The sequence below is a fragment of the Eremococcus coleocola DSM 15696 genome (assembly GCF_000428865.1).
Taxonomy (GTDB): Bacteria; Bacillota; Bacilli; order Lactobacillales; family Aerococcaceae; genus Eremococcus; species Eremococcus coleocola.
On sequence record NZ_KE386809.1, the window covers coordinates 1 to 25296 of the forward strand.

The window sequence follows — 25296 nt, forward strand, 5'->3', positions numbered from 1 at the left end:
CTAATCTGTTGAGTATCCTTCATGTTGTATTTTTTAGCTAACGGTTTGTATCCAATCGTATCCGAAAGATATTCTGCGACGACTTTCATTTTGAATTCTAAGCTATATTTAGCCATACAAAGACCCCCTAAAGTTGGATTTTTTGGTCCAACTTTAGGGGGTCAGTACAATCTAATGGGTGAGAAATTTCCATTAGGTTACAAATAGGATTTTTAGTATTTTAAACTAAAATCTAAAAAGTCATGTCTTATTTACCAACAAAGTTAGCCCGTCTTTTTTCAACGAAAGCCCGAACCCCTTCTTTAAAGTCTTCTGTATGTGAAGCTTCAGATTGAAGGTGAGATTCAGTTTCAAGATAAGCTTCAAAGTCTTTAAATGAAGCTTCAAACAGTTCAGCTTTGATTAATTCATAAGCTTTTAGTGGACCACGAGCTAATTTCTTAGCTAAGTCGAAGACGGCTCCTTCAAGTTCATCGTTAGCAACAACTTGATGGATAAAGCCAAGTTCTAGTCCTTCTTGTGCTTTAACAGGATTACCGGTGAGGGCTAATTGAGCTGCTTTATTAGCGCCAACAGCTCTAGAAAGTAGGTAAGAACCACCCATATCGGGCACTAAACCAATTTTAACAAAGGCTTGGATGAATTGACATTCTTCACTAGCAATAAGGAAGTCTCCGGCTAAGGCTAGGTTAAAGCCTGCTCCGGCAGCTGCCGCTTGAGATCCAATTACAATGAGTTTTTTACATTTTTTCATAAATAAGGATGTATCAGCAACTTTTTTAGCAAGGTCATGTAGGTCATAGTCAGGGTTAGCTTCAAATTGACTTAAGATATGTTTGAGGTTACCCCCACCGCAAAAGACTTTACCCGCTGCAGTAATCGTAATAACTTTAGCTTCTGGATCTGCTTCAGCTTGTTGTAAGGCTGCTAATAAGTCTTCTGCCATACTATCATCAATAGCATTTAAGTTCTTAGGGTCATTAAGGATAATTTGTCCAATATTTTCTTTTACTTCATAGATTACTTTACTCATATAATCACTCTTTCGTTTGAAATTTTATAAACTGAACCATAGAGTAAGTCAGAACTTAAAAATTAAATTAACCAATATAACCTTGTTCACGGAGGCTAGAGATTTTAGCATCGTCATAGTTAAGCAACTCTTTTAAGATAGTTTCAGTATCTTGACCCATGGTTGGAGCTCCACGCCAAACATCACCAGGAGTTGCTGAGAATTTAGGAACAATACCAAAGGCTTCAACTTCTTGGCCAGATGTTTGATCCACGTATTTAATGAAGTCACCCCGACTTTGGAAGTGTTCACTCTTGTATGCATCTTCGGCGGTATTTACTTTTGAAGCGGGTACTTTCTTAGCATTAAGGATTTCTTCGATTTCCTTAGCGGTTTTAGAAGCGGCCCATTCACGGATTTCACGGTCTAAAGCACGACCATGGGCAGACATAACTGCTTCAACCCCGTTACCCGCATTTTCGAAGGTATATTTTTCAGCATCCAAACCAGCAGCATCCATGAAACGTAGGTAAACATTCTTACCAAAAGCTCCGATTGTTACGAATTCACCATTTTTATCTTCAAATAAACCATAAGGTTGGAAGCGTTCGTTAACATTACCAGAACGAGTCGTAACCTTACCATTTTCAGTATAACTTACGAAGTTATCACATAGCATCCGAGCCATTGCTTCAAATTGAGATACATCAACCACTTGACCTTTGCCAGTTTTTTGAGCGGAAATATAACCAGCTAAGGCACCGAAAGCAGCCATATAGGCAGAAACATAGTCATTGGTATAAGGACCAGTAATTTGAGGTTCATGTGGTGCCGGTTGACCATTTAAGTGCATAAAGCCTGAGAAAGCTTGGCCAATCATATCGAAGGAAGCACGGCCAATTACACCTTCTTCACCACCAAATTCTGCTCGACCAAAACCAGAAATATGGACAATCACTAATTTAGGATTTACTTCTAATAATTCTTCATCATGGATGCCTAATTTGTCTAACCAAACCATGTTTTCCATGTATACATCGACTTCTTTAATGAGCTCAAAGAAAAGTTCTTTTACTTCAGGAATATTACAGTTTAGTTCTAAGGCCATACTCATCCGGTTCCGTGCTTCTTGCATCCATCCGTTAGATACTCCGGTTTTGCTGGATGTAGGCGAGAGCATCCGCATAGAGTCACCATAACCTGGACGCTCAATATTAATGACTTCTGCCCCAAGGTCACCCAAAAGACCTAAAGCAGTTGGCATTGCAACAATGGACCCAGATCCTAAAACACGCATACCTGCTAAAGGACCATATTCTTTAATTAAAGCTTTTCTTTCATTTGCCATAATAATCCTCCTCAAAAAATAATTTTGTGTATGTTATCACAATTATATGATACCGCTCCCAAAAGAAAAAAGCTATAGATCTTTGTAATTATTTTCTAATTTTATGCACTTTTTAGTCGCGGTAATAAGAGACTTATATTTAATTGATTTTTATTTTAGTCTATATTGTGAACAAAGTGATTAGACCCAGAACTAGAGCAAATTAGGTTTATCAACTAGGTAATCGAAAGAATTTTTTAAAATATTTTTGGCTGTAATTTTTATAGGGAGTCCTTCGAATAAATAATTGAAGACCTAATTTACTCTAGTTCTGGGTCAGTTAATACGACAAGAAGTAATTAATGTTTAGTTTCTAGTCGTAATCGTAGAAGCCTTTACCTGACTTCATACCATAGTAACCAGCTTCAACCATCTTAACTAATAGTGGGGCAGGACGATATTTAGGATCTTTGAAGCCATCATAGAGTACATTCATAACGGCAAGTAGAGTATCCAATCCGATTAAATCACATAGTTTAAGTGGTCCCATTGGATGGTTAGCACCTAATTGCATACCTGTATCAATGTCTTCACGACTGGCTAAGCCTTCACCGTAAGTGAAGATTGCTTCATTTAACATTGGAACTAAAATCCGGTTAACTGCGAAGCCTGGCGCATCTTTAGCAACGATCATGGTCTTGTTCATTTGATCGATGACTTGTTGAGCAACAGCGACGGTTTCATCGCTGGTTTGTAAACCTCTAACTACTTCTACTAATTTCATCACTGGTACTGGGTTAAAGAAGTGCATCCCAACTACTTGGTCAGGGTGTTTAGTAACTGATGCGATATCTGTTAAGGATAAAGAAGAGGTATTAGTTGCTAAAATTGTTTCATCTGGAGTTGCTTCATCTAATTCTTTGAAGATTTTTAGTTTAATATCATGATTTTCAGTTGCTGCTTCAATGACTAGTTGGCAGTCTTTTGCTTCATCATAAGTTAAAGTAGTTTGCAACCGAGACATTACTTTATCTACTTCAGGCGCTTCCATTTTACCTTTACTTACTTTACGATCAAGATTTTTACGGATTTTTTCAACAGCCTTATCTAAGAATTCTTGTTTAATATCTTTTAGATAAACTTGATAACCTGCTTCTGCTAAAACTTGGGCGATACCTGATCCCATTAAACCAGAACCGATAACTAAAGTATTTTTGATTTCCATATTATTTCCTCCTATTTTTGATTTCTAATTAACCTTGATAATAGCCATTTTCAAATAACATAGCGATACCCATTCCGCCACCGATACAAGCGGATGCAATCGCATACTTGATGTCTGGACGGTTTTTGAATTCGTAACAGATTGAAGTGATGATTCGAGCTCCGGTACAGCCAAGCGGGTGACCTAAGGCTACCGCACCACCATTTGGATTCAAACGTTCATATAAAGCAGTACCTGGTTCATTACCTAATTCTTTGGTACAAGCAATCGTTTGAGCAGCGAAGGCTTCGTTGATTTCCAAGACAGCAATATCTTCTAAAGTCATATCATTACGCTTAAGGATTTCGCGAACAGATTCAACTGGACCCAAGCCCATAACGTCTGGGCTACAACCCGTAATCGCATAATCAACCACTTTCGCCATCACTTCTAAACCATTGTCTTTAGCATAGTCAGCGGTAGTAAAGATTTCAAAGGCTGCGCCATCATTTAAACCAGAGGCATTCCCAGCGGTCACACTACCATCTTTAACAAAGGCAGGTCTAAGCTTGGCTAATTTTTCCATAGTTGTATCTGGTTTTGGATGTGAGTCAGTATCAACCACAGTGACATTGCCTTTACGGTCTTTAACTTCAACTGGTACGATTTCTTGGGCTAAGCGACCGGATTCAATTGCTTTTTTAGCTTTAGCTTGACTGTTTAAAGCAAATTTATCTTGTTCTTCACGCGAAATATCGTACATTTGAGCTAATTTTTCAGCAGTTTGGCCCATATGAATAATTTCTGGGAATTCTTTCCCCACACAACCAGTATGAATCATGGTGTTTGAGTCGATTAATTGTTGATCACCAGTTCTGAAACCTTGATAACGAACTTCTTCTGGTAGGAAATAAGGAGCTCTAGATAAAGATTCAGCACCACCTGCTGCAATGACTTTTTTGTCAGTTGTTTGTAAGGCTTGAACTGCATTTACAGCGGATTGAATACCTGAACCACATAAACGGTTCACGGTGTAGCCAGTTTTTTCAATAGGAACACCAGCATCTAAACCAACCACACGACCGATATTACTTGAAGTTGGTGATCCTACTACGTGACCCGCAATGACTTCATCAATATCTTCCATTTTGATACCAGCGCGTTCAACCGCACCTTTAAGCGCAGTGACGCCCAAATCTTGAACCTTAACGGTTTTAAGGTTTCCTAAGAAGGCGCCCACAGGTGTCCGTGCAGCCCCAACAATTACGATTTGATCTAAATTTTTTTTCATACTTTTTCCTTTCGTTGTTAAAATACAGGATACTGAAGTTTATTAGACAAAGGCACCTTTACCAGTTAAGAAACGACCTAAAATTAGTGAGTTCACTTCATGGGTACCTTCATAAGAGTAAGCTGCTTCTGCATCAACAAAGAAACGAGCCACATCATGTTCAACGATAATTCCGTTTCCGCCAAGTAATTCACGACCTAGGGCCACAGTTTCACGTAGACGGTAGGCATTATTCATTTTAGCCAGTGAAGATTGGACTTCTTCATAACGTCCTTGTTCTTGAAGTTGGGCTAGACGGTGAGAAAGGGCAAGCGAAGTCACACAGTTAGCTTGCATGCGGGCAAGTTTTTCTTGAACCAGTTGGAATTGAGAAATTTTCTTGCCAAATTGTTCCCGTTCTTTGACATATTTCAAGGTATTGGCTAAGGCTCCGGCATGAAGACCAGTTGCTAAATGCGCTACATCCGCACGGGTCGTGTATAAAATTTTAGCAACATCGCGGAAGCTATTGATGTTTTCTAAGCGAGCGGTCTTATCAACTTGAACATTGTTCATTTTGATGTGGCCATTTTGAATTAACCGTAAGGAGATCTTACCATCGATTTTATCTACGGTTAAGCCTGGAGTTCCACCGGGAACCATGAAACATTTAATTTGTCCATCAGCCACATCACGGGCAAAAATTGGTAATACATCAGCGGTTGCAGCACCGCCAATCCATTTTTTCTCTCCATTGATGACCCATTTATCACCTTGAAGTTCAGCTGTGGTAGAAAGGCCACCCGCAATATCTGACCCATGAAGTGGTTCGGTTAAGCCGAAGCAAGAATGCCACTCATAAGAAGCTAACTTAGGAGCATAATAATCGATTTGTTCTTGGCTACCACCGATTAAAACGGTTGAATAAGCTAAACCACCATGAACAATTGTGAAGGCACCAATCGAAGAATCCATCCGGTTTAATTCATATAGACGGAAAAGGTTAAAGATTTCTGAGGTCTTTAATTTATCTTCGCGACCTTCAAAAAGGGAAGGATCCGTCATAATACCTAAATCAGTAATTTTTTTGAAAGCTTCCATTGGGAATAATTCTTTTTTCCAATGGTCATCAATAACTGGATAGAGTTCTTTTTCTAAGGTTTCTCTTAGTTTTAAAAGAAAATCAACTTCATTTTCACTTAAATCATGGGAGTAGCCATAAATATCTTCAGGGTATAAATACTGTAATTTCTCAATTTTGCTTTTTGACATGGACTTCACTTCTCTTTCTCTTAGTTTTTATTTACCTTTGAATTCTGCTTTACGTTTTTCAACGAAGGCATTCATACCTTCATATTTATCTTCAGTTCTGAATAAGCCTTTAACGATTTCGCCTTCAAGTTTTAAGCCGTTTTCTAATGTAGATTGAGAACCAACATTAATTGATAACTTAGCTTGTTTAATTGCAATAGGAGCGTTCTTAGCAATTTGTTTAGCGAATTTGGTTGCTTCTTCAATTAATTGATCTGGCTCAACAATCTTTTCAAGTAGGCCAATCCGGTGAGCTTCAGCCCCATCAATAATTTCTCCGCTAAGGGCTAAACGTTTGGTCTGACCGATACCAATTAAACGGGAAGCACGTTGAGTTCCGCCGTAACCAGGAATGATACCTAAGCCGACCTCTGGGAAACCAATTTTATTGGCAGTCGTTCCGATTCGAATATCACAGGTTAGGGCTAACTCCAAACCACCACCCAGAGCAAAACCATTAACAGCTGCGATCGTTACAAGGCTCAAATTCATGATCCGGTTCATAGTTTGATTACCATATGCAATGAAATGATCTGCTTCTTCAGGGCTTAAGTCCATCATTTCCTTAATATCACCACCTGCCATAAAGGCTTTGCCATTTCCTGTAATTACGAGAACTTTAACATTAGGATCAGCCTCAAGTAGGTCCATTGCTTCGTTTAAATCATCTAACATCGCTGAATTAATTGCATTTAAAGATTTAACAGCATTTAGATTTAAAAAAGCTAGTGTATCCTCAATATTTAGGGTTAAAGTTGCTAATTCTTTCAAGGTAATTCCTCCTTTATAAAATGATAAGCGCTTACATTTCATAGCATAGCAAGCTCCCCCTTGTATTACAAATTGGTTGTATTGATAGAGGGTATCGATATTATCAATACTAATACATCTATAATTAAAATTTATCACAAATAAAAAGCGTTTAAATTATAGAACGTTATAATACCAGCTTTTACAAGAGTTATTCATTTGTGAATAATATGACTAATCTTGCTAACAAATCACAAATCAGGTAATGATAATTAGCTGTATTTATTTACCATTAAGTTTTACTTATTGATTTAGGAGATTTTTAGCAGAAGGAATGGTCTAAATTTTGAAAAGTAACCAAACTTATCAGCTATATTAATTAATTATTTATCTATTTAAATAAAAAAAGGAGAGCGGGCTAAAAAGCCCACTCCCTAGATAGATTGATCATATTATGCTAAAGATAGGTTGGCTACAGCCTCCACCTGGCTACAGTAATCAATCAGTGCATCGTAAACACATTTTTTGATGGCTGATTGATAAATCTCATCAGTTGTTGAAATAAATATTTTAAAGTTTGCTGACCTTTCAAAGGGGCGATAAGTAATTTGGCGCCGATTGACCATGGGATAGACTGATTTTGGCAAAAAAGTGATGAGTTGACTATTTTTAATAGTATCAATCAGGTATTCCCAAGAATTTGATTCTAAGAATATTTTAGGTGCAATCCGTTCTTTTTGACATTGTATCATAAAAAAATGGTGGGTTGAATAAGCGTCAGTAAAGATTGCCGAGCTGTACTGATTGAGGCTAGACCATTTCACTTGATTTTGTTTAGTGAGGGGATGATTTTTATCCATAAATAAGACAAATTCATCCTTAATTGCAGTTTTTGAATTGAGTAGCTTAATAGTAGGCAGGGGATCGGTTAAAAATGCAATATCAATTTCCTTATTTTCTAGTAATTGACACAGTCTTTGGCAACCTTCTTCAATATATTCAATGCGTAAATCTGGATACAATTGTTTCATATTTAGGAGAAACCGAGGAAACCGTGTTCTCACCAGAATAGGCGGAATACCAATGCGAACAATTTGGGTGGTTTCTTTTTTATCCTGATCAATGACTTGCATCATTTCTTGGTGAAGTTTCTGGATCTCCTGGGCGTATTTATACATTGCTTGGCCAAGGTCAGTCAAGCCAATTAATCTTCCTTTTTCCCGTTTAAATAGCTGGGCTTGATAATCATTTTCAAATTGAATCATCGATTGGCTAAGGGTAGATTGAGAGATGAAGAGTTTCTTAGATGCACTAGAAATGTTGAAATTTGAAGCAACAATTTCTAGAAAATAATTAATTTGTTTTATCTCCATACTCAGCCTCCTTCTTATATTTTAATGATAAAACGTTTTCATTATTGATTAATCTTATCATTATTCTTTAATTAAAACAAATAGGTAAATTCTAAATATTTCGCGTTAGCCTTAAATAGTCTGGTTAAAAGTAGATGATCGAGTCATCTTCGTAAGAAAAAATTCAGAGAGATTTTTAATTATAGTCAATGTTTTAAGCAAGAAATGTGAATTTAAAAGCAAATTTTCACCCTGTTTTCTTCCATAAGTTATACTTATACTCAATCAAGAAAAGTTAAAGTTTAGCTAGTTTTAATATAGTATAAGCGAAACTTATAGTATAGAGTTAAATGAAAAATAAAAATCATTTCACAAAACCTATGAATTAAATGAATAAATCCTTGAAAATAATTCTATATTCGTAGGGGAAGAAAAGTGCTATAGTCACTTTGTAAGCGCTTATCCGTTAAGTTATGACCAGAAATAAGCTAGTTAATTTGGGCAATAATGAAGTCTTTAAAGGACTTCAGACTGCTTGGGGTAAATTCAGAATTTGCCCAAATCATGTAGACATTATAGATAATATATAAATCTGTTAACTCTAAAATCCGAATGTCATCATAATTCAATTCAGTATTTTTAGAACTAAAGGCAATCCCTAAGCCAGCCCGGACCATACCTACGACACCTGTGTCTTCATTCATAGAATAAATGGTGTTGAGTTTGAAATTAGGACCAGCTACCCGATTAATAGCTTGTTGGATTGCATAATACATTCCGGCTGATGCATTCCAGCCGATAAATTGTTCGTTTTTAATTTCGGCAAAAGAAACTGATTTTCGTGCAGCAAAACGATGGTTAGCTGGGACAATCAGGACTATTTCATCATTATAGATAAATTCGCGATTTAGTTCTGAAGAATAAGAGGAATAATCAAATTCGCCACAAAAACCAATATCTGTTGTGCCGTCCAAAACATAATCAATAATTTGTTGGGTCGAAGCTTGGGTAATATCGAGGCTTAGTTCAGGAAATAGGTTGCGGAAGCGGGATAATAGGCGGGGGAGGTATTTGGCGGAGACGGTATATATTGAGGAGATATTTACTTGGCCATGATCAGGATGGGAAAAACGAGCAATTTCATCAAGCCCATCCTCAATACTGGTCATAGCAGCATAAACAGAGGCATTAAGAATTTTGCCGTATTTAGTCAGTTTAATGTTACGGCCGTCTTTCTCAAAAAGTTTCACCCCCAGTTGGTTTTCAATTGCCGCAATGGCCTTACTTAGGGTTGAATAATTGATGAAGAGTTCATCAGCAGCTTGGCTATAGTTTTGATATTTTGCCGCTATGAGAAAATAATTTAAATGTTGAAAATTTATACTTTTCCAATCCATTTTGCTTATCCTTTCCATCATAAAATAGAAGTATATTTACTTTCAGAATACAATTTTTTTTTACTATAAACAAGCCATGATTAGAATAAAGGAGATGATTTTTTTATGACACACAGCGTGATATTATCAGGGGTTCGTACTCCCTTTGGTCGCTTTGGAGGTATGTTAAAAGATATTAAGGCCGTGGATTTAGGAGCAGAGGTCATTAAAGCAGCGGTAGAAAAAGCCGGCGTCGATAAGGAAAATATTGAATATGTTGTATTTGGTCAAGTGCTCCAAGCGGGAGTGGGTCAAATTCCATCGCGTCAAGCTTCAATTAAAGCAGGCTTAGACTGGTCAGTCGGATCAGAAACGATTAATAAGGTGTGTGCTTCAAGTTTTAGGGCAGTTACCCTAGCTGACCAAATGATTCGTTGTGGGGACAAAGACCTAATCGTTGGGGGTGGTATGGAATCGATGTCTAACACCCCATTTGCCTCTAAAGATATGCGCTGGGGTCATCGGATGTTTAATTCTGAGTTTATTGATTTGATGGTTTACGATGGCCTTTGGGATGCCTTTTATAATCAACATATGGCGGTCAATGGTGGCTATGGTGCAGATGAATACGACATTAGTCGTCAAGCCCAAGATGAGTGGGCTTATCAAAGTCAAATGCGGGCCGTTCAAGCTCAAGAAGCCGGACGATTAGATGAAGAAATCATTCCACTGACCATTCCTCAAGGGAAAAAAGACCCAATCACCGTTTCAAAAGATGAGACCCCAAGACCAGACACTAATTTAGAAAAATTAAGTCGTATGCCTGGTTTATTTGTCGATGGAAATACAGTGACGGCAGGAAATGCCCCAGCAACGAATGATGGGGCCTCAGCTTTAGTTATTGCCTCTGAAGACAAGGCTAAAGAAATGGGCCTTAAACCACTGGCTACCATTCTAGACCACGAAGAAGTTGGGGTAGAAACGCGATTAATTGCTTCAGCACCAGGTCATGCCATTAAAAATCTACTCGATAGAAATAACTTAAGGGTCGATGATATAGATCTTTTCGAAATTAATGAAGCCTTTGCGGCAGTCACTTTAGTATCACAAAAAATGAATAACATTCCATCTGAAAAGATTAATGTGAATGGGGGGGCGATTGCCTTCGGTCATCCTATTGGAGCTTCTGGGGGGCGGATTATTGCGACACTTGTTCACGAAATGCGGCGTCGTAAAGCAAAATATGGGGTGGCAGCCATTTGTTCTGGGGCAGCCCAAGGAGATGCTATCTTAATCCAATGTGATTACGATTAGTGTAGTTTATAAATTAGTAAAAATAATAAGAAAAGGTGGTAAATATAATGGAAATCAAAAAAATTATGGTCATCGGTTCAGGTCAAATGGGTAATGGAATTGCGCAAGTGTCAGCTCAAGCTGGTTATGAGGTTATTTTAAATGATATGAAAGAAGAATTTGCTGAAAAAGGTTTAGCAAATATCATTAAAAATTTAAGCCGTGATGTGGACAAGGGGCGTAAGTCTGAAGAAGAAAAACAAACTATCTTAGATCGGATTTCACTTTCAACTGATAAACAAGATGCTAAAGATTGCCAATTAATTATTGAAGCTGCGGTTGAAAATTTTGAAATCAAAAAATCTATCTTCAAAGAATTAGATGGAATTGTAGGCGAAGATGTTATCTTAGCGACTAATACGTCTTCATTACCAATTACAGACTTAGCTGCGGTTGTTTCTAAGCCACAACGTTTCATTGGGATGCATTTTATGAATCCAGTGCCTGTGATGAAATTAGTTGAAATTATTCGTGGGGTTGAAACTAGTGATGAAGTTTACCAAGTCATTGAAGATCTTTCTCGTGAAATGGCTAAAGATCCTGTTGAAGTGAACGACTCATATGGTTTTGTTTCAAACCGGGTCTTAATGCCAATGATTAATGAAGCAGCTTTCACCCTTTATGAATCAGTTGCTACGCCAGAAGCGATTGATCAAGTCATGGAATTAGGTATGAACCATCCAATGGGACCGCTAAAATTAGCTGATTTAATTGGTTTAGACACTTGCTTATCAATTATGAACGTTTTATACGAAGGCTTTAACGATCCTAAATATCGTCCATGTCCATTATTGAAAAAATATGTGGCAGCTGGTCGTTTAGGTAAGAAATCAGGTCAAGGATTTTACAAATACGATTAAGGGGGAGCTTGATATGACTGAATACAAAAATATTTTATTTGATGTAAAAAATCAGATTGGAACCTTAACGATAAATCGCCCTAAAGCCTTAAATGCTTTAAATTCAGAAACCTTAAATGAAATTTATGATCTTGTCAAAGCTATCGAGGTCGGTCAATTTGAGATTCATTTCTTGATCATTACGGGTGCAGGTGATAAAGCCTTTGTAGCCGGGGCTGATATCAAAGAAATGGCTAACCTAAACCCATTAGAGGCACGTGACTTCTCTCGCTTAGGAAGCCAAGTCTTTAAAGCCATCCAAAACTTATCCCTGCCAACCTTAGCAGCCATCAATGGCTATGCCTTAGGAGGAGGTCTAGAACTATCCATGGCTTGTGATTTACGGTTTGCTTGTGAGAATGCGGTCGTAGGCTTACCTGAAGTCGGACTAGGGGTTATTCCAGGTTTTGGTGGGACCCAACGTCTCCCTCGGATTATTGGGCTAGCTAAAGCCAATGAATTCTTATTTACGGGTGGAAATCTTAAAGCAGATGTCGCCTTAGAAGCTGGCTTATTTAACCGCTTATATCCAGTGGAACAATTACTGCCAGAAGCCTATGCTTATGCTGAAAAAGTCATTAAAAAAGCACCAATTGCAGTAAAATATGCTAAATTAGCTGCTTCAAAAGGAATTGATATGTCCTTAGACAAAGGGGTTGATTACGAATCTGAATTGTTTGGCTTGCTCTTTGCAACTGAAGATCAAAGTGAAGGAATGGGTGCCTTCGTAGAGAAGCGAGAAGCTGAATTTAAAAATCAATAACAATGTGAGTCAAACACAGTGAAACACTAAAATACAGGTTACTTTCATTTTAAGTAACCTGTATTTTTCTTTATGCCAAAATATGATAAGATGAATGCACGAAAGGAAGGGGTTTTATGACACGGTGGTTAGGGGTAGATTCTTCAACGGATGCCTTATCTTTGGTATTGGGTCAAGGAGAGTTAACAAACAACTTTTCTGATAGTAAAGTGATTGCTAGCCAATTTAACAAGGAGAATAAACAACATGGTCAAAGTTTAGTGGCCAGTGTTCAGGCACTTTTGGCAGAAGTTTCCTGGACAGTTGCTGATATTGAAGCTGTTGTCGTTGGTATCGGCCCAGGCTCTTATACTGGACTTAGGATTGGGGTTACCTTTGCTAAAGTTTGGGCAACAAGCTTGGCAGTGCCATTATATGAAGTGTCCTCTCTGGCACTCCAAATTTCCTCACCCCCAATAGCCCCAGTAATTATCTCCCTAATGGATGCCCGCCGTTTATCGGCTTATATCGGCCTATATAGCCATAATCCTATTAATAATCGGTTGGAAAACTTACAAGCAGACTACCATGGTGACTTTAAAGAATGGTTGCAAAGTGAGACAGTTAGCCAAATTTTAAATGATACTAGCCAAGTATTAATAGTAGGTCATGATACTGAGTCTTTTATCCAAGTATTTCAAGAAATCTATTCTAAAATAGAGCTTGATACTGTGACAACGGAGGAGGCACTTCCGCATGTCGAACGCGTCTTTAACCTAAGTATGGTAGGTCAATTAAACCGGTGTACTGATCCGCATACTTTGGCCCCAAATTATGCCCATGCCACTCTGGCAGAACAAAATTGGGCCCAAGACCATCAAAGGAGGGTAGCAAGCCGAGCTGAAAATGAAGCATTTATTGACCACTATAAAACAACTAATTAAACCCAGTCAGCCTAAAGGGCAACCGCGTAACCATCAACTTTTGCACACCTTAGCTCCCTTAATTAAGCAGGGTCAAGTGACAATTTCGCAGAATCCAGCCTGGCAGGCTTTTGATTTACAATGGCAACCCATTGCAGCACATGATATTGCAGCCTATACCGAACTAGAAGCTTCTGCTTATAATGGTTATTTGGCTTGGAAAGAAGCAGATTTCCAGACTGATTTTGCCCGCAATCCTTACTGCCTTTATCTGGTTTTAGTGGATCAAGACGACCAAATGGTAGCAGGCATTTCGGGACGTTTACAAGCGAGGTCAGCCCATATTAGTCATGTGATGGTGGTACCTAACTTCCGTGGCTACGGGCTGGGCTTGTTTATGGTGCAAGAGTTTTTGGCTTATGCTGATTACTTACAAATTAGTAAAACAGAGTTAGAAGTCCGAGTTTCAAATCAGATTGCCCTTAATTTGTATCAGAAACTAGGTTTTAAAATTGACCATCTCAAAAAACACTATTACTTTGATAATTTTGAAGATGGCTATGCTATGGTCAGACTTTTGCCAGAATAAAGGGGGCAAGCTCAATGTGGTTTGAGATATTAGCAAGTCAAGACTTAACTGCGGACCAACAAACCTTTGTGGCTGAGCAGAATCAAAGTTTGGGTTGGACCCTTAAGGCCAGTCAGGCTGATTTTACATTACCCTACAGTTATTATGCCTGTTTAGTTAGTCAGGCAGGAGTCAGTGAATTCATCGCTTATATTGCTTATCATCATCTTTTTGAAGATATCACCATTAATCAAGTCTGGGTGGCGCCAGAGTGCCGGGGCCAAGGAATAGGAAGTCGTTTGTTGCAAGATTGGTTAGCCAGCCTCCCTTCAACAAGCAGGGTGACGTTAGAAGTCCGGCAAGGAAACCAAGCAGCACGTGCTCTTTATACCAAATACAATTTTAAAGTAATTGATCAACGTCCAGCTTATTATCATGACCCTAGGGAGGATGCCATCATTATGCAATGGTGTATAAGCGAGGGCATATTTTAATGAATCGATGCAAGATGGAAATGAAAGGAATAATAGAATGACTGTGATTTTAGCAATTGAATCATCCTGTGATGAAACCAGTGTGGCTTTGATTGAAGATGGCCACAAAATCCTAACAAATTTGGTTGCCTCACAGATTAAAAGTCATATGCGGTTTGGTGGTGTCGTACCTGAAGTAGCTAGTCGTCATCATGTGGAGCAGATTTCACAACTTGTTAATTTGGCTTTAAAGGAAGGCAAAGTAAATTGGAAGCAGATTGATGCGGTCGCAGTGACCCAAGGCCCAGGCTTAGTGGGGGCTCTTTTAGTAGGCGTGACAGCAGCTAAAACTTTGGCTTTAATCCATAATAAACCGCTGATCGCGGTCAACCACTTAGCTGGGCATATCTACGCCAACCAATTACAAGCACCTTTACAATTTCCGGCCCTAGCTTTAATTGTATCAGGCGGCCATACCGAACTAGTTTATTTGGAAAACCACCTTGATTTTCAAGTGATTGGGGAAACCCAGGATGACGCCGTCGGCGAAGCCTATGATAAAGTGGGGCGGATTTTAGATTTACCTTATCCTGCCGGAAAATATTTAGACCAATTAGCTCACCAAGGTCAAGAATTGTATGATGTACCACGGGCCATGCTCCATGAAGATAATTTAGATTTCTCTTTTTCGGGCATGAAATCGGCCGTGATGAACCTAGCCCATAATGCCCATCAAAGAGGACAAAGCATTAATCAAGCTGACCTTGCGGCGTCTTTCCAAGCGGCTGTTGTGGAGATCCTTACCAGTAAAGTTAAGACTGCTTTAGAAGACCATCCTAATTGTCAGCAGTTTATTTTAGCCGGGGGGGTGGCGGCCAACTCAGGTTTACGGGCAGCTCTTACTGACCTTATTCAGACCAATTTTTCTCAAATCGATTTACAGATTCCACCTTTATCCTTATGTGGGGATAATGCCGCTATGATTGGTGCCGTGGCTTATCCAATGTATTTAGCCAAGGACTTTGCCGATCTTTCCATTAATGCCATCCCTTCTTTGGATTTATAATGATTGTTTAAGTTAGGAGTAGCGTATGAAACAAGATAATATCATTAGTAAAACTTTAGCTTCAATCAAAGGATTGGATCAAAGACCCTCCCAGGTTGATCTAATTCCGCGACTTTCTGCTTATATTGCGGATTGGTTTTTCGGGAATCTCTTTGTGATGGTTGGCCCCTTTGTCATGTTTTCTTTAATGGCAGCTAAGGAAGCGAGTTATAAAAATTTATATTCATTTCCCGCCTATGGATTAGCAGAGACTTGGTCTTATCTAAGTTTTATTTTAGCTTTAATATTTTATTCTTTATATTTTGTGTTTATTCCATATAAAGTATGGCCAGGCCAGACCTTGGGTAAGAAAATGACCAAGTTAAAGATTGTGGAAGCTGAGGATTATGAAACAACTTCTTGGCAAGCTTTATTGATGCGCCACCTTGTGGGCTTTGTTGTAGTGGAAGGGGCCGCTTTTACCATGGGCCAATATTTACAAGAGACTTTAAGCCTTATGACGGGATTTTATACAGAAAATTATTTAGGAACTGCGGGTCTGATTTTAGCTGTGGTTTCCTTAATTTTAGTGATTTTTACATCCTCAGGTCGGGCCCTTCATGATTACATGGCTAATACCCGCGTAATCAAAATCGAAGGCGAAGAACCGGTTAAGAAACTAATCCGGGACCAACGCCGTCGGAACCATCAATTAAGGCATTTAAAGAAATGAGTTTTAGCTTATTTATCTAGTCAAATAAGTTGCATAGCTCCTTCAAAAGTTAATATAATAAGCTCAAAGAAAACGTTTTCTCTTATCAAGCTCAGATTCTTACCTGGCTGGTCGTGTCATAGACAAGAAAACTTACTTTTTGGTTTATTTGCAGAGGTGCAATAAACGGGTGTTATAAATTTTACACTGTTTATTGGACCTTTTTATATTAGAAAAAGGTCGTATGTGAAAATTAAAGTTGATACGAGAGTAGTTAGGAGGAGCCATTGTGGCCAATGACAAGTTAAAAGAATTAGACTCAAAAAAAGTGGCAGCCCAGCAAGCGGGTGGGAGCAAAGGTATTGAAAAACAACATGCTAAGGGCAAGTATACAGCGCGCGAACGACTTGAGAAATTATTTGATGCGAATAGCTTTGTTGAGTTAGACACCTTTGTTCAACACCGGTGTGAACAGTTTGGTTTGGATCAAGATCGTCCGCTGGGGGATGGGGTGGTGACTGGTTACGGTACAATCGATGGACGGTTAGTCTATTGCTTTGCCCAAGACTTTACCGTAATGGGTGGGTCTTTAGGTCAAATGCATGCCGCCAAAATTGTTAAAGTCCAAGAACTCGCCCAAAAAGTTGGTGTTCCCTTAATTGGCATTAATGATTCTGGTGGGGCACGGATTCAAGAAGGCGTCGACTCTTTGGCGGGCTTTGGCGATATCTTCTTTAATAATGTAATGGCTTCGGGTCAAATTCCTCAAATTTCTGTCATCATGGGGCCTTGTGCTGGCGGAGCAGTCTATTCACCTGCTTTGACTGATTTTATCTTGATGGTGGACCAAAGCTCTAATATGTTTATTACGGGACCGCAAGTGGTTAAAACAGTGACGGGTGAAGTGGTGACCGCAGAAGCCTTAGGGGGGGCGACCACCCATAATCAAAGCTCGGGTGTGGCTCACTTTGTTGATGTCGATGAGGAAGCTGCTCTGGCCCGAATTCGTAAATTACTTAGTTTTCTGCCTGCCAATAACCTTGAGCTAGCGCCAAGGGTGGCTGTTTCAGATGATTTGAATCGCTTAGATCTATGTTTAGATGAAATAATTCCAGTGTCACCTAATAAGCCTTATGATATCCACCAAGTGATTGAAAGTCTTTTGGATGAGGGGGATTTCTTTGAAGTTCAAGCCCTTTTTGCCAAAAATATTGTGATTGGCTTTGGTCGCATGGGCGGGCAAACTGTGGGGATTGTTGCCAACCAACCAAATAATTTAGCTGGCTGTTTAGATATTAACGCCTCCGATAAGGCGGCGCGTTTTATCCGGACCTGTGATGCTTTTAATATTCCATTATTAACCTTGGTGGATGTGCCTGGCTTCCTACCAGGAAGCAGCCAAGAATATAACGGTATTATTCGTCACGGAGCCAAGCTCTTATATGCTTATTCAGAAGCTACTGTACCTAAAATAACCGTGATTTTAAGAAAAGCCTATGGCGGGGCCTACATTGCTATGTGCTCTAAACACCTCAAAGCAGATTTAGTTTATGCTTGGCCGACGGCTGAAATAGCGGTCATGGGGCCCGACGGGGCAGCTAATATTATCTTTAAACATGACATTGAAGCAGCCTTGGATCCTGACCAAATGCGGGCAGATAAGATTAGAGACTACCGGCAGGCGGTGGCTAATCCTTATACCGCAGCGGCTCGTGGTTATGTGGATGATGTCGTTCAACCAAGTACTAGTCGTCAAAGGTTAATTTCAGCCTTCGATATGTTAGCGGGTAAACGGGAAGGTCGTCCAGCTAAGAAACATGGTAACTTGCCATTATAAAAGGAGGATTCATATGAATGTCAATGATGGGGTAAGCCTATTCGAATCCATTTATATTACGATTTTTAGCATGGCCATGGTATTTTTAACTTTGATGGTGATTGCTCTGATCCTTTCTGCTTTTAAGTATTTAGGTACTAAACAAGTAAACACTCAAGCTGACCCAAGTATACCGGCAAAGAATCAGACCCAATCAGATTTAGCATCACCCAATCACTTAGAAACGAAGCAAGTCGCTGCCATTGTGGCTGCCATTCAGGCCTATCGCGGCCAGGATAGCCATCCGTTTCGCGTCCACAAAATTCGTAGAAGTCAGCATGACTATAATATCTGGGCCATGGCAGGGTTGCAGGAAAACACACGACCAATTTCAAGTAGGGAGGATTAAACATGATAAAAAAGTATAAGGTAAGAATTGATCATCAAGAGTACGAGGTGGAAATTGAAGAAGTTGCGGAAATTGAGGCAAGCCAGGAAGCTAAACCCCAACCTCCGCGTAGTCTTCGGCCATCTCAACCACTTAAACCAGCCTCACCTGCAAAACGACCTAAAGATTCGGAAGCGAAAGCGGAAGCAAGTGGTAGCGAAGTGATTAGTGCACCTATGCCAGGGACAGTCCTCAGTCTTCAGGTTAAGATGGGTGACCAGGTAGAGGCAGGGTAAGTTTTGTTGGTTTTAGAAGCCATGAAAATGGAAAATGAGATAGTCGCACCCCAAGCGGGCAAGGTGGTAGAAATTCATACGAGTCAGGGCTTGGCTGTGAATACGGGTGACCTGCTCATTAGCTTAGCTTAACTAGGTGCAAGGAGGGACTTTTATGGAAGTTTTAATTAATTTCTGGCAGTCAACGGGTCTTGCTAGTCTGACGATGCAAGCTGTGATAATGATTGTCCTTGCATGTACCTTTCTCTATCTAGCAATTGCTAAAGGTTATGAACCCTATCTCTTGATTCCAATCGCTTCAGGGATGCTTTTGGTTAACCTACCTGTGACGGGCTTGATGGAGGAGGGTGGCTTATTTTACTATCTTTACCAAGGAACTAAATTAGGTATTTATCCGCCTCTCATTTTCTTATGTGTGGGGGCTTCGACGGATTTTGGCCCTTTAATTGCCAATCCTAAAAGTATCTTTTTAGGGGCGGCGGCTCAATTTGGTATCTTTTTTACCTTTATTGGAGCTTTTTTGCTAAATGACTTTATTCCGGGCATTCACTTTACCCCGCAAGAAGCTGCCTCAGTCGCAATTATTGGCGGTGCGGATGGTCCCACTGCCTTGTATTTGACTTCGCAATTGGCACCCCATATTTTGGGTGCGATAGCGATTGCGGCTTATTCTTATATGGCCTTGGTTCCAATTATTCAACCGCCAATTATGAAAGCCTTAACGACTGAAGCAGAACGTCAGGAAAAAATGGACCAGTTAAGACCGGTTTCTAAACGGGAAAAAATAATTTTTCCGATTGTGGTAATAATTTTTACCGTCTTGTTATTGCCCTCAGCAGCCGCTTTGATTGGGATGCTGATGCTTGGTAATTTAATTAAGGAGTCAGGAGTGGTGCCTAAATTGACTTCGGTCTTAACTAACACCTTTATGTATATTATTACCATCTTATTAGGGTTGACGGTTGGTGCAACGGCTAAGGGGGAAGTCTTCTTAACCGCTCAAACCCTGAGTATCGTGGTCCTTGGCTTAGTGGCCTTTAGTGTGGGGACAGCCTCAGGCGTCCTTTTTGGCAAGCTTATGTATCGTCTGAGTGGGGGGGAAATTAATCCACTGATCGGGTCTGCTGGAGTATCTGCGGTTCCCATGGCCGCCCGAGTATCGCAAAAGGTGGGCCAAAGTGTCAATCCGGCTAACTTCTTATTAATGCATGCGATGGGCCCAAATGTGGCTGGTGTCATTGGGTCGGCCGTAGCCGCTGGGTTACTCTTAAATTTCTTCCAATAATTCTTAGATAACTCCATAAAAATAGCCCCTAGGCTTGGACTTTTCAGTCATATAGTGACCCCAAAAAGTTGGACCAGAGAGACAAGTATATATTTTATGTACTTGTCTCTCTTATTTTTTGTTTTCTAATGAAAGAATAGTTAGTCGTTAGGTCTAGGGCATCCGAAGTTTCAGTATGTGTAACATATGTTTGACAACCCTATAAATTCAATAATCACTATTTACCAATGTCTATTGAATAAGTCATTCACAGTGGACACAATGGGAACGAAATCATTGGAAAAAGTGTGAATCACATAAAAAATAATAGGGATAAAATATACAGAATAGTTTGCGATGGTTGGATTGTATGTTATAAATTACAATGCATCCAAATAAATATAAATAAGAAGGTAGGATATATGGACAAACGATACAGATACACTTTACGTAAGACAAGCTTAGGATTAGCGAGCGTGGCAATTGCTGCGTTTATAGCTGGGCAAGCGCCGACTGCGGCTGCTGCTGAGAGTGATAATACACAAGTAACTGATAAAATAGTAGAGCCAGAAGCGCCAGTAGAAGAGGAATTACCAGCAAGTCCTGAAGTACAAGCGGTAGCTTATGGGGCAGAAGCGGTTTCTCAAGCGGAACCAGCAGCTGCTCCACAAGTAAATGAGCCAAACTATGCTGAAGATGAAAAGAAAATCCAAGACTACGATGAATCTGAACGTTATAAGACAACAGACCTCCAACCGGGAGATCCAAATCAGACTCAATATAATACTGATGAAAAGAAAGCAAAAGACGGTTTTAAATTCGAACTTAAAAACCCATCTGCAGATTCGCCAAGCAAGACTGAATAGGGTTATCAGGTCACCATAGACAAAGAGACTGGTCAAAGAACCTATACTAAGATTTATGTTACGGATTCCGGTCTTATACTTGTGAATCCAGGTGATAAACCAATGATGGGTCAGGGAGATAAGTTAACGCCTGAATCTCCAGAGGTAACTTATAAGCCGGGAGAAGATTCGAATATATCCGCTTCTAGACGACAAAGAAACTTAAACTATGAAGCCAGTGAAGAGACCCTGAAGCATATCAACAACAAGGATAATAACTCTACTTCCTTTGGTATGAAGGATAACTATACTCAAGAAAATCCAGATGTTAAGTTTTTTGGTGGTAGCTTCGCTTTAGGTTACAAGGTAAACCCATGGCCAAATGAAAATGATAAGCTAGAAGAATTAAAGCTTAATAAAAACAACTACGATCCAAACAAAAAATACTTTGTCCAAGGTCAAGATATCGACACTGGTATCAAGGTAGACAATATCGATGAAAATGCAAAGGAAAGACTAGTCGGCCAAGTTTATAATCCTATTACAGGTAAAATCGTTCCGGGAGCAAGTGCCTATATTGGCGAAAATGGAAATATCCACATTAAGATGCCAGAAGGTGCCCTAAAAAAGGATGAAAATGACAAAACAGTAATCAATGAAGACTCCATCTTTAATACAAAAGACTACAAGGCGCTACAAAACCTAGATGTTAAATTCTTTGCCCGTCCAAGAACAGCTAAAGAATTTAAAAAAATAGCAGAAACAGAAGATGATCTTGGTAGCACAGGAACTGATGTAGAAACAGGGGCAGGTACTGCTGTCATCAATCACAAGGGAGATAATGTCACAATCGACAAGCAAGGCATCGACCGCTACGATCACTACAACTTAATCGGTGATTTTAAGCTAAATCTTGACGATACAAGATATTATGATCAAAGATTCGTAGACGGCAATGGCGATGAGACTTCAAAGGTAACATCCTCTGCTGTAAAACCAGGCGAGGAAATTAAGGTAGGTATTGTACAACCAGAAAACCCAAGTGATACTGACAAGTCAGCAGAGGAAATGAATGGTACCCAAGATAGGGGAGAAGCTTCTGGTAAGCTTATCATGGACTTTATCGACCGTGAAAATAAAGGAAAAGCACCAGAAGATCAATGGAAGGTAAATATAGATGAAAACGACATTTCTAAGTTTACAATCACTCCACCAAAATCTGCCAAGGCAGGAGACTTTATAGCTGTACCAATTGAGTACACCTACACAAACCGCTCAAAAGACGTCCACTGGTTCCACTTTGTTGTTCAAGAGTCAACTTACATCAGACCAGAATACGACGCCCAAGTTAACTACCCGGTTAATGAGCAAACATCAGATCCAACAGTAGCACAAGATGACAAGAGAATTGCACCAGATAAGTATTCTCTTCCAGACACTCTAGAAACTGACGAAGCAGGTAACAAGCTAGTTACAGATGATAAGGGCAATAAATGGACTGTAAAGATTGATGAGAAATTAGGTAAGGTTTCCGCTAAGCCGGTAGACCCTCAAGCCTTTGACGGTGGGTAAAAGCTAACAGTACCGGTAATAGCCCACTATGTAGACGAACAAAAACCGGGAGAAGACATTACCGAAGAAGTAAATGCTTACTTCGTAATCGAGGAAAAAGCCAACATGACCCCTCGTTATAATGCCAAAGCAGGTAAAGAAGGAGATACTCTAACATCAGAAGTAATCCTAAATGAAGAAGACAGATACAACAGAAGACCAGGCAAGTTTACCCTAGACTCACCAACCTACACAGATGATAAGGGCAATACTTGGAATGTATCTATCGATGAAACAACAGGTAAGGTAACGGCTACAGTACCAAACGCAGAAGAAGGCAAGTCAATTGACGGAGCATTGCTAAATGTACCGGTAACAGCCCACTACTACGAAGAAGATGAAAATGGTAATTTAGTTGAAGCTGATACGAAGAAGACAGAAGTCCAATTCGTAGCCTATGGTACAAATGGAAAGCTAGAAAAAACAGAAGACATTGCTTTCGAAACTATAGTAGAAAAAGATCCAAACCTTAAAAAAGGTGAAATCAAAGTCATCACTGAAGGTGAAAAAGGATCTAAGAAGGTAACTTACACAATCGAAGATTCTAAAGTTACAAAGACAGATGAAGAGGTTACAAAAGAAGCAACAAACCGTGTAATCCACGTCGGCGAAGGCGTTAATAACGGAACTCACAAGATTGAAGAAAAAGTAGAAGTACCATTCGAAACTGAAATCCAATTTGACAACACTTTAAAACCAGGTGAACAAAAGGTTGAACAAGAAGGTATTCCTGGAGAAAAGAAGAGAGATATTACTCTTACAATTGAAGATGGCAATGTAACAAAGACTGAAGAAGGCGAATTTACTGAAACAAAAGCTCCACAAAAGAAAATTATAAAAGTAGGGGCAAACACCGAAGGTAAAGTTGTTCACGAAGAAAAAATTCCATTTAAGTATGAAATTTCTTATGATGAAAACCTAAAATCAGGCGAATATGTTATCGATGTACCAGGAACAGAAGGAACAAGGAAGACAACTTGGACTATTAAAAATTCTAAAGTTGAAGGTGAACCTGAAGTAGAAACTACTGATCCAGTAAACGCTGTAATTAGAGTTGGTAAAAAAGACTATACAGGTACTCTTGAAACTAAGAAGACTAAGGCTATTGAATTTGAGACAGAATACAGAGTTAACAACGAATTAAAGCCTGGAGAAGTGAAAGAAGTACAAAAAGGCGAACTTGGTGAAGAAGAAACTATAGTAACTCATACTATAGTAAATGGGGAAGTTACTAAGTCAGAAGAAGGCGAAACTAAACAAACAAAAGCTCCAGTTAAGAGAATTGTTGAAGTTGGACCAGGAACAACTGACGGTACTCACACTTATACAAGTAAGAAATCATTTGAAGTAGAAGTAAGGGTAAATCCAGACCTTAAGAAAGGCGAATACAAGGTAGTTCAAAAGGGTGTTGAAGGTGAAGAAGAATATACAATTACTATTGAAAACTCAAAGGTAACAAATACTTCAGAACCAAGAGAAACAAAAGCACCTGTAAAAGAAATCATCGAAGTAGGAAGTCAAGAATTCGAAGGTGAAGTAAAACACACTGAAGAACTACCATTTGGATACAAGGTAGAGGAAGTAGAAGACCTTAAGAAAGGTGAATACAGAATAGTAAAACCTGGTAAGGTTGGTACAAAGACTACTACATGGACTATTAAAGATTCACAAGTTGTGGGAGAACCTAAAGAAGAAATTGTAGAAACAGAAGATGCTCTTATCCAAGTAGGTAAGGGAACTAATGACGGTACTCATGAAATCGTAGAAAAGAAAGAATTACCTTTCGAAACTAGATATGAATACGATGATTCCCTAGAACCAGGTGAAGAAAAAGTTGTTCAAGAAGGTAAGCCAGGTCTACAAGAAAGAACAAACACTCTTGTTATTAAAGATGGCAAAGTTGTTGAAACTAAAGAAGGCGAATTTAAAACTATAACAGAGCCTGAAGAAAGAATTGTAAAAATCGGTAGAAAATCTACTGATGGTGAAGTTACAAAGACAATCGAAAGAGAAATCCCTTATGAAACAAAGGTAATCTATGACGATACTCTTGAAGCTGGCTTCCAAAAAATAGAAAACGAAGGTAAGCCAGGTAAGGAAGAAGTAACCATTACCCAAAAAATCAAGGACTCTAAACCAGTAGGAGAACCAACAGAAACTACAAAAACTATCATAGAAAAAGAAGATAGGATTGTAAGAGTTGGTATCAAACCTGTTGTAAAAGAAGTTGAATTAGGTCACGATACTGAATATAGACACAATCCCGAGCTTAAAGACGGCGAAACAAAAGTTATCGAAGAAGGTTCTAAAGGTTCTGTGAAATACACAACTACTTTCAACAAGGAAACTGGTAAGCTTGAAGTGACTGAAGAAAGAGTTGAACCAAAGAATAAAGTTGTAGAATACGGTTCTAAGACTGATGGTGAGTTCACTTATGAAAGCGAAAAAGCTTATGATATTATCATTAGAGAAAATCCAAATCTTGAAGCTGGCAAGACTAAGGTAATCCAAGAAGGAATCGTAGGAAAAACTGAAACTACAGTTAAGATTGAAAATAGTAAGGAAGTTGATAGAACTACTAAGACAATCACAGAAAAACAAGATAAGATTATAGAAATCGGAACTAAGAATGTCTGTGAAATCCCACCAGTAGATCCAGAAGATCCAACGGATCCAACGGACCCAACAGATCCGACGGACCGAACAGATCCGACAGACCCAACGGACCCAACAGATCCAACGGACCCAACAGATCCAAC

General features: G+C 39.2%; 22 protein-coding genes and 1 pseudogene. 15 read left to right on the forward strand and 8 right to left on the reverse strand.

All coding sequences use genetic code 11. From position 1 onward, the window contains the following. Nucleotides 1–247: 247 nt before the first annotated feature. The 8 genes from G396_RS0109460 to G396_RS0109495 form a co-directional block, all read right to left on the reverse strand. On the reverse strand, nucleotides 248–1033 hold the full coding sequence (locus G396_RS0109460) for an enoyl-CoA hydratase-related protein (protein WP_028125837.1): 786 nt from the start codon (nucleotides 1031–1033) through the stop codon (nucleotides 248–250). Nucleotides 1034–1100: 67 nt separating this feature from the next. After that, a complete protein-coding gene (locus tag G396_RS0109465) occupies nucleotides 1101–2360 on the reverse strand; it encodes a CaiB/BaiF CoA transferase family protein (RefSeq protein WP_028125838.1) in 1260 nt (419 codons plus the stop codon). A gap of 352 nt (nucleotides 2361–2712) precedes the next feature. Continuing rightward, a complete protein-coding gene (locus G396_RS0109470; protein WP_006418741.1) occupies nucleotides 2713–3564 on the reverse strand; it encodes a 3-hydroxybutyryl-CoA dehydrogenase in 852 nt (283 codons plus the stop codon). Between the two features lie 28 nt (nucleotides 3565–3592). Continuing rightward, nucleotides 3593–4834, reverse strand: a complete 1242-nt coding sequence (locus tag G396_RS0109475) for a thiolase family protein (protein WP_028125839.1) — start codon at nucleotides 4832–4834, stop codon at nucleotides 3593–3595. 42 nt (nucleotides 4835–4876) lie between these two features. Continuing rightward, nucleotides 4877–6085 (reverse strand): acyl-CoA dehydrogenase FadE, encoded by a 1209-nt coding sequence (gene fadE, locus G396_RS0109480; protein WP_028125840.1) that lies wholly within the window; start codon nucleotides 6083–6085, stop codon nucleotides 4877–4879. Nucleotides 6086–6112: 27 nt separating this feature from the next. Beyond that, nucleotides 6113–6895: an enoyl-CoA hydratase/isomerase family protein gene (locus G396_RS0109485; RefSeq protein WP_034908040.1), complete on the reverse strand. Its 783-nt coding sequence runs from the start codon at nucleotides 6893–6895 to the stop codon at nucleotides 6113–6115. A gap of 431 nt (nucleotides 6896–7326) precedes the next feature. Then, the gene (locus G396_RS11060) at nucleotides 7327–8247 is read right to left on the reverse strand and encodes a LysR family transcriptional regulator (RefSeq protein WP_028125842.1); all 921 of its coding nucleotides are present in this window, start codon (nucleotides 8245–8247) and stop codon (nucleotides 7327–7329) included. Nucleotides 8248–8714: 467 nt separating this feature from the next. Further along, a complete protein-coding gene (locus G396_RS0109495; RefSeq protein ID WP_028125843.1) occupies nucleotides 8715–9623 on the reverse strand; it encodes a LysR family transcriptional regulator in 909 nt (302 codons plus the stop codon). Between the two features lie 105 nt (nucleotides 9624–9728). Here G396_RS0109495 and G396_RS0109500 point away from each other — a divergent pair, with 105 nt between their 5' ends. The 15 genes and pseudogenes from G396_RS0109500 to G396_RS11730 form a co-directional block, all read left to right on the forward strand. Then, a complete protein-coding gene (locus G396_RS0109500) occupies nucleotides 9729–10916 on the forward strand; it encodes an acetyl-CoA C-acetyltransferase (RefSeq protein WP_028125844.1) in 1188 nt (395 codons plus the stop codon). 47 nt (nucleotides 10917–10963) lie between these two features. Beyond that, entirely contained in the window at nucleotides 10964–11815 is an 852-nt protein-coding gene (locus tag G396_RS0109505; RefSeq protein WP_028125845.1) for a 3-hydroxybutyryl-CoA dehydrogenase, read from the forward strand. A gap of 13 nt (nucleotides 11816–11828) precedes the next feature. Next, on the forward strand, nucleotides 11829–12617 hold the full coding sequence (locus G396_RS0109510) for an enoyl-CoA hydratase-related protein (RefSeq protein WP_028125846.1): 789 nt from the start codon (nucleotides 11829–11831) through the stop codon (nucleotides 12615–12617). A 116-nt stretch (nucleotides 12618–12733) separates the two neighbouring features. After that, nucleotides 12734–13540 (forward strand): tRNA (adenosine(37)-N6)-threonylcarbamoyltransferase complex dimerization subunit type 1 TsaB, encoded by an 807-nt coding sequence (tsaB, locus tag G396_RS11065; RefSeq protein WP_051221282.1) that lies wholly within the window; start codon nucleotides 12734–12736, stop codon nucleotides 13538–13540. Then, a complete protein-coding gene (rimI, locus tag G396_RS11070) occupies nucleotides 13515–14108 on the forward strand; it encodes a ribosomal protein S18-alanine N-acetyltransferase (protein WP_162139981.1) in 594 nt (197 codons plus the stop codon). The genes tsaB and rimI (G396_RS11070) overlap by 26 nt, the downstream gene beginning before the upstream one ends. A gap of 14 nt (nucleotides 14109–14122) precedes the next feature. Next, on the forward strand, nucleotides 14123–14581 hold the full coding sequence (gene rimI, locus G396_RS0109525) for a ribosomal protein S18-alanine N-acetyltransferase (RefSeq protein WP_051221284.1): 459 nt from the start codon (nucleotides 14123–14125) through the stop codon (nucleotides 14579–14581). Nucleotides 14582–14618: 37 nt separating this feature from the next. Further along, complete coding sequence (tsaD, locus tag G396_RS0109530; protein WP_028125848.1) at nucleotides 14619–15626, forward strand: tRNA (adenosine(37)-N6)-threonylcarbamoyltransferase complex transferase subunit TsaD; 1008 nt, start codon at nucleotides 14619–14621, stop codon at nucleotides 15624–15626. Nucleotides 15627–15651: 25 nt separating this feature from the next. Continuing rightward, nucleotides 15652–16338, forward strand: coding sequence for an RDD family protein (locus G396_RS10760; RefSeq protein ID WP_051221287.1), 687 nt, complete (start codon nucleotides 15652–15654; stop codon nucleotides 16336–16338). A 268-nt stretch (nucleotides 16339–16606) separates the two neighbouring features. Beyond that, on the forward strand, nucleotides 16607–18154 hold the full coding sequence (locus G396_RS0109540; RefSeq protein ID WP_028125849.1) for an acyl-CoA carboxylase subunit beta: 1548 nt from the start codon (nucleotides 16607–16609) through the stop codon (nucleotides 18152–18154). A gap of 13 nt (nucleotides 18155–18167) precedes the next feature. Next, nucleotides 18168–18542 (forward strand): OadG family protein, encoded by a 375-nt coding sequence (locus tag G396_RS0109545; RefSeq protein ID WP_028125850.1) that lies wholly within the window; start codon nucleotides 18168–18170, stop codon nucleotides 18540–18542. Between the two features lie 2 nt (nucleotides 18543–18544). Continuing rightward, nucleotides 18545–18817 carry a hypothetical protein gene (locus G396_RS10765; RefSeq protein WP_051221289.1) on the forward strand — a complete coding sequence of 91 codons (273 nt, stop codon included), beginning with the start codon at nucleotides 18545–18547 and terminating at the stop codon, nucleotides 18815–18817. Nucleotides 18818–18823: 6 nt separating this feature from the next. Beyond that, nucleotides 18824–18949, forward strand: a complete 126-nt coding sequence (locus tag G396_RS11715) for a biotin/lipoyl-containing protein (RefSeq protein ID WP_282705438.1) — start codon at nucleotides 18824–18826, stop codon at nucleotides 18947–18949. A 22-nt stretch (nucleotides 18950–18971) separates the two neighbouring features. Continuing rightward, the gene (locus tag G396_RS0109555; RefSeq protein ID WP_028125851.1) at nucleotides 18972–20102 is read left to right on the forward strand and encodes a sodium ion-translocating decarboxylase subunit beta; all 1131 of its coding nucleotides are present in this window, start codon (nucleotides 18972–18974) and stop codon (nucleotides 20100–20102) included. Nucleotides 20103–20503: 401 nt separating this feature from the next. Further along, a pseudogene (locus tag G396_RS11725) lies at nucleotides 20504–22498 on the forward strand (adhesin domain containing protein). Between the two features lie 105 nt (nucleotides 22499–22603). Continuing rightward, nucleotides 22604–25296 (forward strand): G5 domain-containing protein (locus G396_RS11730; RefSeq protein ID WP_211224462.1); only part of this gene is annotated, 2693 nt, incomplete at its 3' end.

Excerpts from the sequence above, each read along its gene's own strand:
- G396_RS0109470 (WP_006418741.1), bottom strand. The coding sequence starts at position 3,564 with ATGGAAATCAAAAATACTTTAGTTATCGGTTCTGGTTTAATGGGATCA.
- G396_RS0109505 (WP_028125845.1), top strand. The coding sequence starts at position 10,964 with ATGGAAATCAAAAAAATTATGGTCATCGGTTCAGGTCAAATGGGTAAT.
- tsaB (WP_051221282.1), top strand. The coding sequence starts at position 12,734 with ATGACACGGTGGTTAGGGGTAGATTCTTCAACGGATGCCTTATCTTTG.
- G396_RS0109510 (WP_028125846.1), top strand. The coding sequence starts at position 11,829 with ATGACTGAATACAAAAATATTTTATTTGATGTAAAAAATCAGATTGGA.
- G396_RS0109475 (WP_028125839.1), bottom strand. The coding sequence starts at position 4,834 with ATGAAAAAAAATTTAGATCAAATCGTAATTGTTGGGGCTGCACGGACA.
- G396_RS10760 (WP_051221287.1), top strand. The coding sequence starts at position 15,652 with ATGAAACAAGATAATATCATTAGTAAAACTTTAGCTTCAATCAAAGGA.
- G396_RS10765 (WP_051221289.1), top strand. The coding sequence starts at position 18,545 with ATGATAAAAAAGTATAAGGTAAGAATTGATCATCAAGAGTACGAGGTG.
- G396_RS0109495 (WP_028125843.1), bottom strand. The coding sequence starts at position 9,623 with ATGGATTGGAAAAGTATAAATTTTCAACATTTAAATTATTTTCTCATA.
- fadE (WP_028125840.1), bottom strand. The coding sequence starts at position 6,085 with ATGTCAAAAAGCAAAATTGAGAAATTACAGTATTTATACCCTGAAGAT.
- G396_RS0109545 (WP_028125850.1), top strand. The coding sequence starts at position 18,168 with ATGAATGTCAATGATGGGGTAAGCCTATTCGAATCCATTTATATTACG.
- G396_RS11060 (WP_028125842.1), bottom strand. The coding sequence starts at position 8,247 with ATGGAGATAAAACAAATTAATTATTTTCTAGAAATTGTTGCTTCAAAT.
- G396_RS0109465 (WP_028125838.1), bottom strand. The coding sequence starts at position 2,360 with ATGGCAAATGAAAGAAAAGCTTTAATTAAAGAATATGGTCCTTTAGCA.
- G396_RS0109555 (WP_028125851.1), top strand. The coding sequence starts at position 18,972 with ATGGAAGTTTTAATTAATTTCTGGCAGTCAACGGGTCTTGCTAGTCTG.
- tsaD (WP_028125848.1), top strand. The coding sequence starts at position 14,619 with ATGACTGTGATTTTAGCAATTGAATCATCCTGTGATGAAACCAGTGTG.
- G396_RS0109500 (WP_028125844.1), top strand. The coding sequence starts at position 9,729 with ATGACACACAGCGTGATATTATCAGGGGTTCGTACTCCCTTTGGTCGC.
- G396_RS0109460 (WP_028125837.1), bottom strand. The coding sequence starts at position 1,033 with ATGAGTAAAGTAATCTATGAAGTAAAAGAAAATATTGGACAAATTATC.
- rimI (WP_051221284.1), top strand. The coding sequence starts at position 14,123 with ATGTGGTTTGAGATATTAGCAAGTCAAGACTTAACTGCGGACCAACAA.